This window comes from Hyphomonas sp. UBA4505 (assembly GCF_002388685.1).
In the GTDB taxonomy this organism is placed as follows: Bacteria; Pseudomonadota; Alphaproteobacteria; order Caulobacterales; family Hyphomonadaceae; genus Hyphomonas.
On record NZ_DGMZ01000005.1, the window covers coordinates 1 to 15850 of the forward strand.

At 58.6% G+C, this 15850-nt stretch carries 14 protein-coding genes; 7 read left to right on the plus strand and 7 right to left on the minus strand.

The features are described 5' to 3' along the window. Positions 1–151: 151 nt before the first annotated feature. Both B3527_RS03280 and B3527_RS03285 read left to right on the plus strand, forming a co-directional pair. On the plus strand, positions 152–445 hold the full coding sequence (locus B3527_RS03280; protein ID WP_034816140.1) for a hypothetical protein: 294 nt from the start codon (positions 152–154) through the stop codon (positions 443–445). 10 nt (positions 446–455) lie between these two features. Next, entirely contained in the window at positions 456–1103 is a 648-nt protein-coding gene (locus tag B3527_RS03285) for a MarC family protein (protein ID WP_206992402.1), read from the plus strand. A 3-nt stretch (positions 1104–1106) separates the two neighbouring features. On the opposite strand, the gene B3527_RS03290 is transcribed toward B3527_RS03285, so the two are convergent. After that, entirely contained in the window at positions 1107–2384 is a 1278-nt protein-coding gene (locus B3527_RS03290; protein ID WP_290478568.1) for a hypothetical protein, read from the minus strand. Positions 2385–2665: 281 nt separating this feature from the next. On the opposite strand from B3527_RS03290, the gene dksA reads away from it, so the two are divergent. Further along, the gene (gene dksA, locus B3527_RS03295; RefSeq protein ID WP_034816146.1) at positions 2666–3082 is read left to right on the plus strand and encodes an RNA polymerase-binding protein DksA; all 417 of its coding nucleotides are present in this window, start codon (positions 2666–2668) and stop codon (positions 3080–3082) included. Between the two features lie 242 nt (positions 3083–3324). Then, positions 3325–4488, plus strand: a complete 1164-nt coding sequence (locus B3527_RS03300) for a FliM/FliN family flagellar motor switch protein (RefSeq protein WP_290481857.1) — start codon at positions 3325–3327, stop codon at positions 4486–4488. A gap of 21 nt (positions 4489–4509) precedes the next feature. On the opposite strand, the gene B3527_RS03305 is transcribed toward B3527_RS03300, so the two are convergent. From B3527_RS03305 to B3527_RS03315, 3 genes are all read right to left on the minus strand, one after another. Then, positions 4510–5493, minus strand: coding sequence for a TerC family protein (locus tag B3527_RS03305; protein ID WP_242517485.1), 984 nt, complete (start codon positions 5491–5493; stop codon positions 4510–4512). A 62-nt stretch (positions 5494–5555) separates the two neighbouring features. Further along, positions 5556–6203: a YceI family protein gene (locus B3527_RS03310; RefSeq protein ID WP_290478566.1), complete on the minus strand. Its 648-nt coding sequence runs from the start codon at positions 6201–6203 to the stop codon at positions 5556–5558. 2 nt (positions 6204–6205) lie between these two features. Next, positions 6206–8095, minus strand: coding sequence for a DUF885 domain-containing protein (locus tag B3527_RS03315; RefSeq protein ID WP_290478565.1), 1890 nt, complete (start codon positions 8093–8095; stop codon positions 6206–6208). A 197-nt stretch (positions 8096–8292) separates the two neighbouring features. Here B3527_RS03315 and B3527_RS03320 point away from each other — a divergent pair, with 197 nt between their 5' ends. Next, a complete protein-coding gene (locus B3527_RS03320) occupies positions 8293–10881 on the plus strand; it encodes a response regulator (RefSeq protein ID WP_290478564.1) in 2589 nt (862 codons plus the stop codon). Positions 10882–10884: 3 nt separating this feature from the next. On the opposite strand, the gene B3527_RS03325 is transcribed toward B3527_RS03320, so the two are convergent. Next, positions 10885–11613 (minus strand): alpha/beta fold hydrolase, encoded by a 729-nt coding sequence (locus tag B3527_RS03325; RefSeq protein ID WP_290478563.1) that lies wholly within the window; start codon positions 11611–11613, stop codon positions 10885–10887. A 79-nt stretch (positions 11614–11692) separates the two neighbouring features. On the opposite strand from B3527_RS03325, the gene B3527_RS03330 reads away from it, so the two are divergent. Next, the gene (locus B3527_RS03330; protein ID WP_290478562.1) at positions 11693–12310 is read left to right on the plus strand and encodes a S24 family peptidase; all 618 of its coding nucleotides are present in this window, start codon (positions 11693–11695) and stop codon (positions 12308–12310) included. Positions 12311–12313: 3 nt separating this feature from the next. Here the strand turns inward: B3527_RS03330 and B3527_RS03335 are convergent, their stop codons facing one another. Beyond that, a complete protein-coding gene (locus tag B3527_RS03335; RefSeq protein ID WP_290478561.1) occupies positions 12314–14113 on the minus strand; it encodes a L,D-transpeptidase family protein in 1800 nt (599 codons plus the stop codon). A 270-nt stretch (positions 14114–14383) separates the two neighbouring features. On the opposite strand from B3527_RS03335, the gene B3527_RS03340 reads away from it, so the two are divergent. Continuing rightward, positions 14384–15313, plus strand: coding sequence for a D-Ala-D-Ala carboxypeptidase family metallohydrolase (locus B3527_RS03340; protein WP_290478560.1), 930 nt, complete (start codon positions 14384–14386; stop codon positions 15311–15313). Here the strand turns inward: B3527_RS03340 and B3527_RS03345 are convergent, their stop codons facing one another. Beyond that, entirely contained in the window at positions 15314–15850 is a 537-nt protein-coding gene (locus B3527_RS03345; protein ID WP_290478559.1) for a VOC family protein, read from the minus strand.

Consider the following 15850-nt stretch of genomic DNA (forward strand, 5'->3'; position numbering starts at 1 on the left):
GGCTGCTTGCGGCGTGTGATTGCGATGAGGATCGCGACGCAGTCTTGGAAATTTCGGCCGATGTTGCCAGTTCAAGCCTTTACCGCGCGCTGAGCCGTTGCCGCAAACTCATGATGGCTGACGCGCGAGGCGCGGAGTGATGGGGAGTGTGATGCGTATCGATCCCATCCCCGACACCAAGCCGGTCTCCCTCGAAGAGGGGATATCGCTATTGGAAGCCGGGCAGGGCGAAGGCCTTGTTGTCGATCTCGGCAATGGGCGTACCGCCAGTGCTGACGGGCATCGCGGCACCGACGGCCTACTTCAGAGGTTGCGCGGTCACCGCATGATGCTCTCGCTCGCGACTGGCGGCGCAGACCTTTCCCGCTTTGAAGGCCTGAATGACTCAGTGATCGTTGCGCCGCTCGTGCAGGAAATCCTCGACGCAACGGGTCAAAAGGACTAGGTCGGCGCCCATGAGCGCAGACCTTCTCTCCCTATTTACCGCGACATTTGTCACTTTCTTCGTGCTGATCGATGCATTGGGGGTCGCACCTGTGTTTGCGACGCTTACGGCGGGCGGCGACGCCGCCTATCGGCGAAGGATGGCGGTGAAGTCCATCATCGTGGCCACGATCATCATTTACGGTTTTGCGTTTGGTGGATCCTGGTTGCTCGGCGCAATGCATATTTCCATTGATGCGTTTCGGGCGGCTGGCGGCATTCTGCTGTTCATGATCGCACTGGACATGGTGTTCGAGAAGCGCACCGAGCGGCGCGAACACCGGGCCGAAGAGCATCTCGGGACGCACTCCGCCGATCCCGAGCCGGACGACATTTCGGTATTCCCGCTGGGGATTCCCATGGTGGCAGGCCCCGGTTCCATTGCAACCGCCATGTTCTACATGTCGGACAAGTCGGACTGGATCGAGAAGGGGGTCGTGTTGTCGGCGATTGGACTCAACCTCCTGCTGACGCTGGTGATATTTCTGATTGCCGGGCCGCTGGTGCGTCTCATGGGCGCGAGTGTTGCCGGGGCACTTACACGAATCCTGGGCGTCATCCTTGCGGCGCTTTCGGTACAGCTTCTGATCGACGGCATTCGCGGGGCGTTCAATCTGTAGGGATCAGATGCCGGAGGGCTCTACGCTCTTCTTCGGCAGCCGGACGTTCCGTCGGAAGGTCGCAATCATCACATAGAGCAGGGCGAGACCGGATGCGGTCAGCCCCATCACCTGCAACATCAGTTGTTGCGTCCATTTGATTCCGGTGTCGGCGATCCGCAGCGCGCCAGGACCATCCTGCTTGACCAGGGCAACGGACCGGTCTCCGCCAGCTTCCGCCAGCAAGCGCGCGCGCCGCAAGTCTGAACTGTCTTTCACATGTTCAATCAAAGTGATGGCCGCCGGTGTGCTGGTCAGCATACCGATACGATCGATCTGGGCCAGGTCCTTTTCGAGCTGCTGCAGGCCACCGGCATCGATGGAGTTGAGATAAGCACTCCGTACCCGGTCTACGCGGACACTTGTCGTGGCCAGCTCACCGAGCGATTCTTCCAGGGCTGGTCGCAACACGGTGTCGGGCAGGGCATCATTCAGCCGGCTCTTCATGTAAGCGGTGAATTCGGGTGTCATGCGCCGTGCCCTGCGCGCGGACTTCAGGATCGAGGCGGCCCGTACATTGCCGTCCGACACACCATCAGACCCCTCCTCGCCGATCAGGGCGAGCGCCGTGATCTTCAGCGTAATGGGATCAACCCGGTCGCCCTTCAGCCAGCGTTCGGAATTGTTGGCGAGATCAGAAAAGCTGCCCAGCAGCACAAACCGGCGGTCTGAGGGTCGCGTATTGCCCGATACGGTCACTTCAGGTTCTTCGTTTGGCACATCGGCATCTTGCGTATCGGCGGGATCGTCGGAGGCCTCTTCTTCCTCCACGATACTTGTGGAAGAGGGCGTGTTTCTTGGGCCGGCGGATGCCTGTGCCTTTTCGAACTTCAGGCCGATATCAAGAGGTAATTTACGGAGCGCGGCCGCGGCCATCCGGTCATCCGGACGGTCCAGCTTCACACCGCTGGAGTCAGCTTCGAGTTCGCGCACCGATTCCCGATCAAGCATTTGCGGCGCCGCCAGGAGGAAGCCGCGTGCTGCCGCAACATCCATATCCATCAGTTCACGTTCAACGATGTCGTGCCAGAATTTGTACTTGTCGCCGCCATTGCGGGGGGCGATTGACGCAAACGTTTCGTCAATGTTGCGACGGGTCTGATCAATCGATTCAATAGTGGGGGACTCTGAAAAACTCTCGCCAGAGAATGCCATGGCAAGACTTTGCGCAGCAATCACCGGCATGAGGATCAGCAGTGAGTTGAACACTACTGCCTGCATCCAGCCGGACGACTTATCCATAGTTTTCCGGCGTCGGGCCATCTACGCTGAAACCAGTGCATCAGTTGTGTTTTAGACAGGCGTTTATAGAGCGCGTCGTCGTCAGAAAGATCAAGTCCCGGCCTGTAAATTGCACGGGAATAGTCGGTTTCAGGTGCCGAGGATCAGGGACAAACTCATGAAGATTACATGATTTCGCCTCAATTGTCTGAAAACATTGACAAAAATTACACAGCATCAGGAATTGCAGAGAATCGCTAGGCGGTCTATATCCGCCCCCAAACAGAGTAAGGTGATAAGCGATGAGTGTTGACCTTTCGGACGACTATCGCCCCTCGGATGACGAGGAGTTCATGAACGAGCGTCAGCTCGCCTTCTTCCGGCGGCTTCTGGAGAACTGGAAAGCCGATATCCTCGACGGTGCGAAGCAGACGATCAATAATTTGCAAGATGAGTCAGGTTCGTTGCCGGATATTGTCGATCGCGCTTCAGCAGAGAGCGACAAGGCTCTTGAGCTGCGCACCCGTGACCGTCAGCGCAAACTGATCTCCAAGATCGATTCCGCGCTGCGCCGCATTGATGACGGTTCCTACGGATATTGCGAAGTGACCGGCGAGCCAATTGGCCTGCGCCGTCTGGAAGCGCGTCCGACAGCAACGCTCAGCCTCGAAGCGCAGGAGCGCCACGAGCGCAAGGAACGCACGCTGCGCGACGACTGAGCCTGCGCAAACCATTTCCGAATTAAAAAGCGGCGGTGATCCTGATCGGATCACCGCCGTTTTCATTTGCCCATCAACCCAACGCTTCGGCGGTTATGCTTGGAGCCTCATGCGTTGAGGACATAATGGCATCAAGGTCCAAAGGATGTCTTACAGCATGGTAATCAAGGCCTTAACGACGGCATGTGATATTTAACGCGAAGCGGACCTGCATTAACACTGGCGGAGTTTCGAGTGGAATCATGGCTGACAATGACCGCACCAAAGCGGAAATTCCTAACCAGTCGTTAACCGTATCTGACGCAAAACAGACTGGAACACGGAAGTCGGCTCACCGAACCATGACCAATGATCTGCCTCTTGCTGCCGATGACGGCTGGGACATGTCTCCCAGACGGGAAGCCGACATCATGCTCGACATGCCGACGACGTTCGAGCCAATCACACCGGATCGTCCAATCCCGACATCTCGCGGCGTGCTGAGCGCCGCCGAGATCGAGGCATTGTTGCGTCCCAATCTGGACGACATGCCAGAACCGGAACCCGAGCCTGTCAAAGTTACGGACGTTGATGTTCCGAATTTGCGCAAGCTGGCGCCGGCTGAACCGACCGAAATTACAGAGGATGCGCGCCGTATTGCGTCCCGGCTGACTTTGGCGCTGAGAGATGGCTGCGGTCTGAAGGCGGCGGCGCTTGCCCGCGCCAGCGCGCGTGGCAGTTTTGACCAGGGACTGGCAACAGAATGCGCTGGTCGTGGCTCCGCCATTGCCTGCTATTCTGCGCCCGGTGGTGAAATTGCGGCGATGCTGGTGATCAGCGCGTCGCTCGCAAATGCACTCATTGAGACTGCCTGTGGCGGAAAGCCGACACAGGGGCATCACCGCGCCCTGACGCCGATGGATGCTGCGCTCCTCGAAGGCCTGGTACGCCCCCTGGGAGCGGCGCTGGCATCCTCACTGAAATTCTCTCGCATCGAAACCGATGCGGAGTTCGCCTGCGCCCTTGCCGGACCGGGTATGACATCCATTCTCGATCTCGATGTGCGCGTCGATGACATCAAGATGCCGGCGCGCCTGATCCTGGCTGAGGATGACCTTTTTGACCTGTCCAGCGATATGCCGACGGCGCGTCGGCAGCCGCGCATCTCCCGCGAGGTCGCTCCGGTTGTTGGGGCAGGGGCGATGACGGCTGTGCTGACGGCGCGCGTGGCAACCCTCAGCGTACCCATGTCACGCCTCGCCAATCTCAAGCCGGGTTCAACCCTGCTGCTGGGCCTGCCAGCCGATCAGCCCGTTGAGCTGCTGACCGGTGGCCGCGATGGCGCTGTTGTTGCCGAAGGCGAGATTGGCCGGAAGGGCAATCGGATGGCGGTGCGCATCAATCGGCGGACAGCCCTTCTGCGCTAGGCAGGGGCTGCCCGAAAATTCCTACATATTGGCTTCAGCGCCCGCTTTCGACGCTTCTTCTGTGCCTCCACCCAGAATTTCAGCCTCGCGCTGCGCCCAGAGGCGGCGCTGGTAGCGTACTGAGATGATGTCAGTGACCACCAGTACGAAGATGACGAGGTAGAAGGAAGACTTCGACATGGCTTCGATCGTGTAGTCGAACAGTTTCAAGTGGGCGAGATGTGCGCCCTCGGTGACCAGAAGAACGCCGACGAGAAACAGGATGAACAGGCCCATGACCTCATACATCCGGTTTTTCTTCAGGAAGTCCGCCACCGCGTTTGCCATCAACGCCATGACGATGCCTGACGCGATGATCGCAATTGCCATCAACCAGACCTGGTAGTCCTTGCCCGGCCGGCATGCGACCGCATCTGCTATTGGCTGAGCGATCAGGGCTTCCTTACAATCGGTTACCGTGCCCTTGAACGTGCCAATCGTTTCACCAGCGGAATTCACGATGCGCGCGATTTCCTCATTCGCGATGGCCATGGCCGACAGGATGGAGTCGAACGAGAAGACGAGGTTCATTGCCACGATAAGGCCAATTGCCTGCAACACAGATTTCGACTTGCCGCCCTCGCTGTGTTCGATGTGCTCCACCGTCAACATGTGGGAAATTTCCTTGATCGCCGTGTAGATGATGAAGGCCCCACCGACGAAGGTGATCATGCTCTGGAAGGTGAACTCTCCCTCGATTATTCCTGATAGATGGAAGCCGAACAAAGGCTCGGCCAGAGCATCGAACAGCGCGACGATGACGAAGAGCAGGACGATCCGGAACAGCACTGCGAGGCCGATGCCCCATTGGCGCACCATCGGCGCTTTTGCTTCGCCGACCCGCTTTGATTCGATGGAAATGTAGAGCAAATTGTCGAAGCCGAGCACGGCCTGAAGCAACAATAGCATGAATAACGTAAACAGGCCCGATACGGAGAAGACCTCCGCCAACATTTCACCCAGCATCCCCGAATCTCCTGATATTAGTTCTGATCCTGTTCCCTGATAGGGAGGGTAGACCCGTCAGATCAAGTTACGCCGGGAGTCTTTAACAGTTCCGCCTCGATTTCAACGCGCACCATATCTGTGATCAGTCCGCCGAACCGGCTGATGCCGAAAACGGTCCGGTCGATCTCCGTTGTAGCCGAGAATCCGGCCACTTGCGCGTTGCGTAGCCGGTCGAAGCCCGCGCCATTGAATGCCACGGCCAGAGTGACCGGGGCATTCTTTCCATGCAGGGTCAGGATGCCTTCGACGTCCGCTGTGGTTTCGCTGGTCATCACGATGCGAGTCGATTGGAACCGGGCTTCGGGGAAGTTGGCGGCGTTGAACCAGTCTGCTCCCATAAGCGTTTCGGCAAACTCGTCATTTGCGATGTCGAGCGAACTCATGTCCACCCTGCCTTCGACCTTCGCGTCGGCTGGATTGTCAGCGGCGCCGCTCAGCTGAACATCAAATCGTTCGAACCGACCAATATAAGTCGAGTAGCCAAGATGATCGATCTTGAAGGTGAGGGCGGCGTGAGCCGGATCCAGCTGCCAGTTGCCGCCCTCCAATTTCACGACGTCCGTGGTGACGTTCGGTTTGAGCACCGGCGCCAGCACAGATGTACACGCAGCCAGCCCCACCAGTGCGACAGAAGCGAAACAGGCGGGACCGAAGCTGCGTGAAGTCATGATCAGTCTTCCTTTTTCTCGGCGACCCAAGCCATGACATTCTCTTCCAGAATGCTCAGGGGCACGGGGCCATCCTTCAGGACAACATCGTGGAATTCGGCGATGTCGAATGACTCACCAAGTTCCCCCTTGGCTTGTTCGCGCAACTCGAGAATTTTGAGCATACCGATTTTGTAGGCCGTTGCCTGTCCCGGCATCACGATGTAGCGCTCAATGGCCTTCTTCGCGTCACCTTCCGGGTTGGGCGTATTGTCCAGCAAATACTGGATCGCCTCTTCGCGGGTCCATTGTTTGTCATGGATGCCCGTATCGACGACCAGGCGCGCTGCGCGCCAGATCTCCATCGCAAGTCGTCCGAAATCGTCATACGGGTCGGAATAGTAGCCCATCTCTTTTGGCAGGAATTCCGAATAGAGGCCCCAACCTTCGGAGAAGGCAGTATAGCCGCCATACTTGCGGAAGCTCGGAATGCCTTCCAGCTCCTGCGCAATGGCGATCTGCATGTGGTGGCCTGGAATGCCTTCATGGAAGGCGAGCGCCTGCAACTGGTAGGTTGGCATGTCCTGCATGCGATAGAGGTTGGCATAGTAAGTGCCGGGCCGACTGCCATCCGGGGCAGGACGGGAATAGAAGGCCTTGCCAGCGGATTTCTCGCGGAATGGTTCGACCGCTTTGACGATCATGTCAGCCTTGGGGAATGTGTTGAATACGCTGGGCAGGTCGACCTTCATAAGCTCGATTTGGGCGCGAGCTTCGGCCAGATAGGCCTCGCGGCCTTCTTCAGTGTTGGGAAGATAGAATTGCTCATCTGTTCGCATGAACTCGAAGAATTCCTTCAGCGTGCCCTCGAATCCGACCTTCGCCATGATCCCGCGCATTTCCTCATGGATGCGAGCCACCTCGTCGAGGCCGAGCTGGTGGACTTCTGCCGCGCTCTTGTCGGTCGTCGTCATCCGCTTCAGACGCATCGCATAATAGGCGTCGCCCTCGGGCAGCTTCCATGCGCCGTCCTCTGTAGTGGCGCTTTCAGCCTGCGCAGTCATGACGGCGATGAGGTTTTCATAGGCAGGGCCGACTGATGATGTCAGGGCAGTGACGGCATCAGCGAGCAGCTTAGCCGCCTGAACATCGTCAATCGTTCCGGCCTCAACAAGTCCGGAGACCTTGCTGCGGAAATCCTTCATCAGCGGGCTGTCTTCGCTGCCATCATTCACATCGGTCGTGAAGGGATAGCCGGTGATTACGCCCTTGGAATCGTTCAGTACGTAGGGGTAAGCGAAGGCGGGTGGCATGATACCGAGGCTGGCGGAATATTCCGCATTTTCAATGTTTTGCGCCAGGTAAGTTTCGACGCCTTCGAGGCGGGCCACATAGGCCTCCGCATCGGACAGGCTGGTCACGCCATGCTGGTTGACCAAGAAGGCCGGAATGCCGGACTGGACGCCGCGCATCTGGTCGAAAACATAATCATAGTGGCGATACGGAAATCCGGCTTCTGCTTCGGCCAGCTCATATTCGGCGAGCCGCCAGGACAGTTTGGCCTGATCGTTCAGCAGGTCAAAATCAAAGAGTGTTTTCATCTCAGCGATATTGGCGCGCTGGATTTCCATATCTTCGATAGCCTTGGCGTCGGAGACGTCATTCCATTTGTCATAGTCGGTCTTCACACCGAGATAGGTCTGGTACATCGGGTTGCGGTCCAGAGTTTCGTGGAACTTGTCCTCGAACCATTCATTCAGCCGGGCGCTTTCGGCCGCGACCAGTTCGCTCCGGTCGGCTTGGGTTGGCGCAGGCGGCATTTCAGCGACAGGAGGCGGCAGCGTTGTGTCATCCGCGCTTTGGCAGGCGCCGAGCAGCAGGAGCGCTGCGATTGCTGTTGAAGTTCGTCTCATGAAAAGCTCCGATTCCACTGTGATTTCTGTAATTTTCAACGTTTGTCTTAACGCCTTTTTCGCTTTCATTAACCTTTGTCGTGCCACATTTGATACACTAGGATTCCGTATGACTGAGTCGGCAGTGATGCCGAACGGAAAAGGCGTAGAGTGCTGGCCTGACCTTGGCGGCTGGCAACAGGAGTGTAAAGCGACCAATGGATTTTCAAATGCAGGCGAAGGCCGCTCCCGCTGACGATCAGGATACCACCGCTGAAACAAGCGAAGTGACTGAGCGCGGACGCGTGGATTTCATGCAGCTTTCGTTCTGGGTCTGCCTGCTCGTTTCGATTGCTGCGGCCAGTGTTGCGCTTGCCTGGCCAAATGCTTCGGGCGCGCCTGGCCCGATCCTGCTGATTGCGATGGCCTCTGGTGGACTTGTATTCTTGCTGTGGAGTGTACGCGGCGCCGGCCGGATGCTCGGCCTGTTCCCGGAGCGAGGCTCGATCGCGCGCGCAGCTCAAGCTGCGACGCCGCGCTTTGGCTGGATCGAGGCGCTGGATGAATCTGTCCTGATTGCCGATCAGGGGGGGGCACCTGTTGCGGCCAATACATCTTATCGCGAGCTGACAAGCCTCGCACTGATCGGCTCTCAAGCCGAAGGCGCTCCGGTGACCGTGGATCGCCTGTTCGGCGCCAATCCAGGTCTGGCCGCACCGGTTTACCGCCTGTCCAAGGGGGCGAAGGCCGGTCATGCGCGCCGCGAAATCCTGCCGCCGATCACGATTGGCCCGGAGCGTGTGCCCGCCCAGTTCGAAATCACTGTGTCGCCGCTACCGCGTGACAAAGTGCTCTGGCGTATTCGTCCGATCGCCGGCGAGCGCGAAGCGACCGGCGCGGCCGACTTGAAATCGCTTTATGTCGAAGACGCGCCGATGGGCTTCTTCGCTGCGCGCCCGGATGGCACGATCACTTATGCCAATGGCTGGCTGCGCGATATGCTGGGTCTGCCGGAAACGGCCAAGAATATTCGTATCGACGACATCATGCGCCCTGAGTTCGTGAAGATGCTCTCGCGCGACCGCAAATCCGGCGTGCCGGGCCGGGTCGACATCCAGCTGCGCGGTCGTGATGGTGTTGAGCGCCCGGTTCAGGCGATTACGACCTGGTCGGGCAAGGGCGCGGACGCGACAGGACGCACGATCATTCTGGCTAGCCAGCAAGTCATGAACACCGGCGAGGAAGGCTTCCGCATTTCGACTGCGTCGCGCCCACCGCGTCCGGATGGCGATCCGATGTTTGACGATGCACCCTTCGGGGCAGTGCGCCTCGAAGGTGGGAGCGTGGACAGCGCAATCATCATGGATGCCAACCGGTCGCTGATGGACCTGACCGAGGGCAAAGCCGCACCGGGCGGCAAGTTCTCTGAGCTGTTTGCGCCGGAAGAGGGCGAGGATGCACTCAAGAGCCTGCTCATCGATGCGATCGACAAGCCGGTAAATTTGAAACTGATTGGGGAAGAGCCCAAGCATGTAAACGTCTTCGTGGCGCTGGACGGCGCGGGCCACCCATCTGTGGCCTATGTCATGGACATCACCGAACAGCGCCAGCTGGAAATGCGTCTCGCGCATGGCGAGAAGATGCAGGCCATCGGACAATTGGCTGGCGGCGTCGCGCATGATTTCAACAACGTGCTGCAAGGCATCATCCTGAACAATGAACAGCTGATGGTTCACCACCCTCTGGGAGATCCATCCTATTCCAATCTGAAATCGATCCACGAATTCTCGATCCGTGCGAAAGACCTTGTGAAGATGCTGCTCGCCTATGCGCGCCAGCAGACCTTCAAGCGCGAAGTGTTTGCGGTGACGGACTTCATGTCTGAATTCTCGATCCTCTTGCGCCAGTTGCTGGATGAGCGGATCGAGCTGGACGTCAAGCATGGCCGCGATGTGCCTTACATCAAGGCCGACAAAAACCAGCTTGAGAACGCACTGTTCAACCTTGCCACCAATGCGCGCGACGCGATGCTCAGCCACAAGAATGGTGGCAAGCTGACAATCCGCACGGCGCGGGCCACCGGCAAGGAAGCCCAGGACAAGGGCTTCGCCTTTGTGAGCGATGGCGACTATATGCTGATCGAAGTGGAAGATAGCGGTCACGGCATGCCGAAAGACGTCATGGACAAGATCTTCCAGCCCTTCTTCACGACGAAGGAAGCTGGCGTCGGTACAGGTCTCGGGCTTGCGACGGTCTACGGCATCATCAAGCAGTCGGGCGGCTATATCTGCACCACTTCCAGCGTAGGCAAGGGCACAACGTTCCACATCTATCTTCCCGCGCTCAAGGCAGAGGAAATACCTGAGCCGGTGGACATGGCGCAGGCCGAGAAAATTGCCAGCCAGCCGGTGGATATTTCCGGTCGCGGCCGCATCCTGTTGATCGAGGACGAAGATGGCGTGCGCGGCATTGCCGCATCGCTTCTGCGATCGAGCGGCTATGAAGTCGAAGAGGCCTGCGATGGCGAAGAAGCGATGGAAATTCTCGAGGACAATCCGGAAAGTTTTGATCTTGTCATTTCCGATGTGGTGATGCCGGGCAAAGATGGTCCGACGTTGATCCGCGAAGCCAAGGATCTGCTGGGTCATGCCCGCGTGATCTTCATCTCCGGCTATGCCGAGCGCGACATTGCCAAACAGCTGGACGACGACCGCGCGGTCTCGTTCCTGCCGAAGCCGTTCACCGTCCGCCAGCTGGCCGAGCGCGTGAAACAGGAACTTGGCAGCCCGAAGAAGGAAGCTGCCTGAAACTCAGGCCCAGTGTGATTGGAGCAGGGCAGCGAACTCGGTTGCCCGCTCCGCACAGGCCCAATGTCCGGCGCCACGCTCGACATGCAGCGGCACGTTCCAGCGTTTGGAAAATCGTTCGCCCACAGAGAGGTCGACATAAGGGTCCGTCTCGCCCCAGAATAACTGGCCGCGCTCCGGCAGATTTTCGAGACCCTTCACCCATTCATCCGAGAAGCGCAGGCCGGCCGCTGACCGGTAGAGGCGAAGAATGCTCTGCCGCATCGTCTTGTCGATGAGCGGAACTTCCTGCTCGGCCAGGCTGCGCGGCATGCCGCCGGAAACCAGTGCAGGAAGGAGCCGTTTCTTGTTGCGCATGCCCAGCATGACAAGCTCACCCAGCACAGGCGTTGCCCAGCGCCTTGCCAGCGAGTGGCCGCGATAGTCGGGGTCGATCACCGCATTGGTGACACACCAACTGCTTACAAGATCCGGCCTGAGGGACACGGCGCGCAGGGTCAGCAGTGCGCCCCAGTCATGGCCGACAATATCGACATTGCCACCGGCCGCTTCCATCTGCTCGACCAGCCAGTTCGCGTAGGCGTCCTTGGTTGCGCTGAACCCGTCCGGACGCGGGCAGCCAAAGCCGGGTAGGGCGGGGGCGCGATAGTCATCGGCGCCTAGACCGAGCGCCGCAATCAGTGGCTCCCACAGATGCGGCGTATCCGGAACGCCATGTATGAACAGTTTCATTGCAGTTTTCCCACCCTCACTTGACAATAGGTGAATATTCCTATTTAGCGGCGAGTGCAACCTTTGGGAAAATTATCCCATGAAACATCGAGATATCTGGCGGGGGCTTGATGCCCTTGCTGCGCATCATGGGCTGACGCCGTCTGGACTGGCACGCCGGGCCGGGCTGGATCCGACGGCCTTCAATCCTTCCAAGCGGGAAGGGGCTGATGGACGTCCGCGCTGGCCGTCCACGGAAAGCCTTGCGCGCGTCCTGGAATCTGTTGGCAGTCGGTTTGAGGATTTTGCCGCCTTGGTCGATGGTCGGCGCGGAGCGATTGCCCCCCTGATAGGCTTTGCGCAGGCTGGGCAGGACGGCTTCTTCGATGATGCCGGTTTTCCTGTCGGCGGCGGCTGGGAGGAGGTTCGGTTTCCGGGGCTGGAAACGGAGTCGGTTTACGCATTGGAGATCAGCGGAGATTCCATGGAGCCGGCCTATCGGGCCGGGGACCGGATTATCGTGTCGCCGGGTTCCGAGGTGAAACCGGGCGATCGGGTGGTGGCAAAAACTGTTGGTGGCGAAGTGATGGCCAAGGTCCTGGCGCGCAAGAATACGCGCACAGTTGAACTGGCCTCGTTGAACCCGGCCTATCCCGTACGCAGTTTCAAACCGTCAGAGATTGCCTGGCTCGCCCGTATTCTCTGGGCGAGCCAGTAAGGCTTATCCCTTGCGTTGGTCGGATGTCGCTTGAGCCAGTTCCTCATCCTGGGCGGGCTGGTAGAGTGGGGCATATTTGTCGACCATCTCGATGCCGTCTTCTTCGTGATAGACGTCACGCCAAAAATTCGGCTCCCCGTCTTCGTCCACTGTGACGGTCATGTAGGTGATGTGAATCTGGGTTTCGGACTTGAACTCGATTCGTTCCGGATTTGACCCTTCGAGCGCCTCCGATACATCCCTGGATGTGATTTCCGGGTCATGCGCCGCAATCCATTTCGCCATGTCTTCAGGCCTTTCCAGACGGACGCAGCCTGAGCTGAACGTGCGCTGGGCCCTGTCAAACAGGCTCACGCCGGGCGTGCCATGGAGATAGACAGAATACTGATTGGGAAAGATGATTTTCAGATCGCCCAGCGCATTGTTCGCGCCAGGGCCTTGGACCAGTTGGTAGTTGTCGGCGGCGACTGGATCGGTCCAGTCTACCGAGGCGGCGGAGACAGACTGACCCGTGGCTCGTTCAATCACCCTAAAATTCTTGCGGGCGGCATAGGACGGGTCCTTGGCCAGCTTTGGCAGCTTGTCGCGGCGCACGATGCTGACCGGGGCATACCAGCGCGGATTTGCGACTGCGTATTCCACTTGGTCGGAGAAAACCGGGGTTTCACGGCTGGGCATGCCAACAATGGTCTTCATCGCGATTTCGCGACGGTTGTGACGCCAACCTTCGGCGGTGAAGGATGGAATATTGGCCCAGATATACTGGTCACCCAGATCATCATAATGACGCCAGCGATTCATCGTGTCGGCGATCCGGTCGATTTTGGAGTCGACACTTTCATTCAGCGCCGCAAGCGTGTTCCGGCCCACAACACCGTCATCCTCAAGGCCGTGATGGCGCTGGAAGTCCTTCAGGGCGCTCTGAAGACGCGCATCAAACACGATCTCCGTAGCGGATGTGCCGTCATCATTTTTCGAAGCCATGCTGATGGCGGACAGCAAATCGCCTGCCCATGTCTCGGGCGTGTAATAGCCTTCCGCTTCCAGGCGGTCGCGCAGGGCCGGAATACGTGGGTCTTCGTCGTCCAGTTCAATCGCTTCCCCATCCGGGATGGCGAGCCAGCCGCCCTCCGACCGGATTTCGCGATACTGTTTCAGCTGTTTCTTGAGACGATTATACTGGGGGTGCTCAGGTTCGAGCTCGGAAAGGATGTCGTCGGCATCACCCCGCGCCGCCTTGATCAGGCTTTTCTGCACAGTGGATTTGGAGGGCGCATCGGTCTTCGATTTTGCCGCTTCGCCATTATCGGACAATCCTCCGCTTACGGCAGAGGCCATGCGGATCCAGGCTGCGGTCAGTTGCAGATCGGCTGTGGCGCGAATCTCGTCGCTGTCGCCTTTCAGGCGCTTGGCTGCGATCTTGTTGAGGTTGGCTTTCGAGACGTCGGATGGGACGAGGCCGTATGAGAAGAGATCACTGCGCGCGCGCTTCAGCGAGCGGATCCCTTTCTCGGTCCAGATCGGCTTGAAGACATTCTGAGCATAGGCGGCGCGCACTGTGGTCAGGACACCGGCTTCGGTTTCACTGCCCAGTTCGCGCTCCAGCCAGTCATTCAGGATCAGGGTCTGGATGGCAGAGGCTTTTTCCGCTTCAAGTTCGCCGCCCATGGCCTCTTTCTCGCTCAGATCGGCCAGCTGCACAGTATCGGCGGGCGCGGCATGCTGGGCGCTGGCGGGAATGGCGGTCAGCAGGCCAGCGGTCGCGAGGAGGGTTGATGCAAGAAGTCGGCGATGCGTACGCATAAATAATCTCCAAAATACTCTTGTTAGAGAAGAGCGCGGCCGCCGCATCAGGCTGGCCTGGCCGGTCGGGAAGACTGGCGGAACTCTTCGCGGTGTTGCTGGATAAACCGATCGCGCCCGTTCCGGTTCCGAATTACGGCTCTGAAAAACATCAGAAAAAGTATGGCACTATTTGCGCTCTGATGCGTTTGAGGGGGCATGCGTAATGGTTAAAGTGATGCGTGCCTGCTCAGACCAGACAAGAGGACCAGACCCATATTTTCCGCGTTCATGAAATTCATCTTCCTGCCCTGGATCATCGCATCGGCGGAGCTGCACCCGGTCCAGCCGGTCGACAAGACTGAGACCGTCAAGACAGGTGCTGGCGTCGAGATTACCGTAAACGGAACACGCTCTGCGCTGCCGCTGATCTCTGTTTCCGCCATGCCGGGGGAGGAGGTCAGGCTGGCCATTCCCGAAGATGCCCGTATTGAGATTTCTGATGGAAAATTGAGCCGTGACGCGGCGGAGATTGCCTGGACCGCTCCGGAGGCGCCGGGGCTGGCCGACATGAAGATCTCCCATCGCGGCGCTGAAACCCGCCTGAACCTGCTGGTGCTGACGCCGTTCGAGAATGGCGTGGATGACAGCCTGAATGGCTATCGGATTGGAATGTATGCCCGGCCGTTGCGGGATCTTCCGTCCTATGCCGTGCCCAAGGGCTTAATCGATTTGACGGCGATGTCGGCGGATCTGCGCGTTTCGCCCCATTTCCAGCTCGGCCAGTTCCGCTGCAAGCAGCAGCCGGGACATGAGCCGACCTATCTGCTGATGCAGCCGGACATGCTGGTCAAGCTCGAAACCATTCTTGCGGCCGCCAATGAAAAAGGTTGGGAAGCGGATACTTTCTTCGTGATGAGTGGCTATCGCACGCCGTTCTATAATGCGGCCATTGGCAATACGACGACTTCATCGCGCCATTTGTATGGTGATGCCGCCGATATCTATATTGATCAGGACCGGGACGGGCAGATGGATGATCTCGACGGCAATGGCCGGATCGACAAGGAAGATGCCCGCGCGCTGGTCAAGCTGATTGACGAACTTGCCGCCGAGCAGCCCGAAGGTTGGGTCGTGGGCGGCGCATCGGCCTATGGGTCGAATGCGGCGCATGGGCCGTTCGTGCATGTCGATACGAGAGGCTATTCGGCGCGCTGGTAGTTAGCGGCCGGATTTCTCGGCATTCCACATTTGCATGAAGGCCGGCGGCGGAGAGGGCTTGAACTCGGTTTCCGACAAGGCGTCCAGCGCGCGTTGGCGGTCGGCCTCGGTGAAGGTGCCGGAGGTCAGGCAGAATTCCACTGCATTGTCGTTCGGGTCCTTCGTATAGATCGAGTGACACCAATTATGGTCGATCTCGAACACGTCGAGCCCGGCGGCGAGCCATTTCTGTTTCCAGCTTTCCAGTTCTTCCTTCGTATCCACCGAAAAGGAATAATGATTTGTACCCGGCGGGAGTTTGGCGGCGGCGTTGATGTCGTAGACATAATCGTCGCTACCATCGGTCTCGTGCAATTCCCAGAAGGCGATGAAGCGGCTGTCATCGCCATCCATCCGATAGAAGAAATGCTTGCCCCAGCCGCCGCCCATGATTGGGGCGACTTCGACCTTGACCAGTTCAAAGCCCATGATGCCTTCATAGAATGCATGCGTGGCTTTCATGTCTTTCGCGGCGAGCGCGAGATGATGATAGGCCAT